The sequence below is a fragment of the Streptomyces sp. NPDC004561 genome, assembly GCF_053602155.1.
Genome location: NZ_JBSGDB010000812.1, coordinates 1 through 2,236, shown reverse-complemented (window position 1 = coordinate 2,236; position 2,236 = coordinate 1). Strand labels below are relative to the sequence as shown.

General features: G+C 75.7%; 1 pseudogene. It reads right to left on the bottom strand.

Features of this window, described 5'->3' with window-relative positions:
- Window positions 1-2,236 (bottom strand): annotated as a pseudogene (locus ACWEN3_RS45615) (hypothetical protein); the annotation flags it as partial.

The window sequence follows — 2,236 nt, the reverse complement described above, 5'->3', positions numbered from 1 at the left end:
GCCCAGCGTCATCGGCATGGAGGGCGCCGACCCGCGCGACGAGGGCTTCGCGAAGTGGCTCACCGGCACCGACACGGTGCGCCCGTCCGGCGTACCGGCGGTCCGGCGCTGCTCGGCGGCCTCGCCCTCCGTGCGCACCCAGTGCCCGAGCACCGTGCCGTCGGTGCCGAACGGGCTGTGCTCCAGGCCGGGTTGCAGCGGGAGCACCTCGCACCGGCCGGTCAGCAGCTCGGCGTCCTCGCGGATGCCCGCGCGCAACAGGGCGGGCAGGGAGGCGCGGCCGTGCGTCCCCGTGGTCGGGTCGTACTCCAGCCACACGGTCTGCCGGCCCTGCCTGCCCTGGCGCCAGTACGTGGTGCCGTCACCGATGAGGGAGCGGGTCGGCGGCAGGACCGTGTCACCGGCGTGCAGGGTGCGGCCACCGGTGGCCCGGCCGCCGCCGGGCAGGGGGACGGAGGGGACGATCGTCTCGTTCCCGGACCACCAGGCCGGCAGCTGCTCGCCGCCGAGTTCGAACACCTCGGCGGGCCGGGCCGACCAGTAGCCGTACTGCTTGCTGCCGTGCCGCCACATCACCAGCAGCTCCCCGTCCGCGTAGCGGAAGCGGGGGCGCTGCCAGCGGTCCAGCTCCTGCGGCAGCCGCAGGTCGTGGTCGAGGAGCACCCGCTCCGGGCCGACGACGACCGCCTTGTGCCCGCGGCAGAGGATCAGGGCGGGCCAGGCCTCGTGCACGGCCGTCGAGTTGTCCTCGCCCTTCCTGGTCTCCGTGCCGAGCAGGGCCAGCGCCTCGTCGAGGGCCGGCCAGCCCAGCTCGTCCAGGATGCCGGCGCGCAGGGTCCGGGCGAGCAGCGGAGCCGTCTCGTGCCCGGCGACCCGGGCGACGGCCTCCGGGTTGACCTCGGTGGCCGTCACCCGGAAGGGGCGCAGCCGGTCGAGGGCCGTGCGGGCGCCCGGCAGGCCCGCCGCGCGCGTGAAGTCGTCGGCGGCCTTGTCCAGCCACTCCCGCAGCACCCGGGAGAGGACCGGGTGGGCGGCGACCGTCCGGAGCAGTTCGCGGGAGCGCTGATGGCTGCCGACCTGGTCCACTGCCTCGTGCAGCAGCCGCCGCAGTCGCGGGGCGGCCGCCACGGCCACCAGGTCGCGCCCGCCGGGCCGGGTGTCCGTCAGCCAGGAGGGCAGCGGCAGGAAGGCCCGCTTGCCGGTGTCCGGCATCGTGAGCGGGATCTCCTCGGCCAGGCACAGGTCCAGCAGATCGAGGTCGGCGCCCGCGTGCCAGCCGCCGGCGAACAAGGCCACCGGTCGGCCCGCGGCGCGCAGCGGCGCGGCCATGCGACCGACCAGTTCGAGCGTGGCGGGCGAGCGCAGGGAGTACGAGCCGCCGTGCTTGCGGAAGGACGCCCAGCGGCTCAGCCACCCGGCGGGATCGACGCCGTGCTCCGCGGCCGCCGCGGCATCGGTCAGCAGCCGCTCGGCACCGGTCTCCGCGAGCAGCGTGAGCCAGAACTCGTCGTCCTCGACGCCCCGCCCGAGACCGGCCGGCATGATCTCCAGCAGGCGCACCCGCACCTCCGGCCGCCGTTCGGCGAGGACCGGCAGCACGGCGCGGTAGGCGGTCCAGAAGGACCGGGGCGCGCGGACCGCGGCGGGGGAGGCGATCAGGTCGGCGACCAGCGCGCACTCCTCGGTGACCCGGTCGAGGCCGGCCGCCTTGACCAGCCCGCGCGCGTCCTGCGGCAGCGAGGCGTACGGCGGCATGCCGGCCGCGCACCGCTCCACCGTCAGCTGCCGGAACTGCGCCCAGGCCGCGGCCGGGTCGAGCCGGCCGTTGAGATCCCGCACGTATTCCTTGAGGGCCTTGACGGTCAGTGCCCCGGCGAACGCGAACTCCAGGAACACCGCGCGCTGGCGCTGCTCGTCCACCGTCAGCGCGTGCACCCGCTCGGACTCGCGGGCCTTGCCGAAGAACGCGGCGGCGTACGTGGTGTTCTCGTGGCCGAGGAAGACCCGCGCGGCCTGTTCGTAGAACGTCGGCAGGAAGTGCGGCACCGCCCGCCCGAGCCGCTCGCCGAGCGCCTCGAAGCCCTCCTTGGCCGTGCCCGGGCGGGACTTGGCCTGCCGGGCGAGCCGCTCGACGTCCTTCACCAGGGCGAGCGCGTGATGGCCGTTCGCAGGGTCGTTGACCAGCGCCCAGGCCGGGAAGCCCAGCGTCTCCCGGCGCACCTGCCCGACCTCCGGT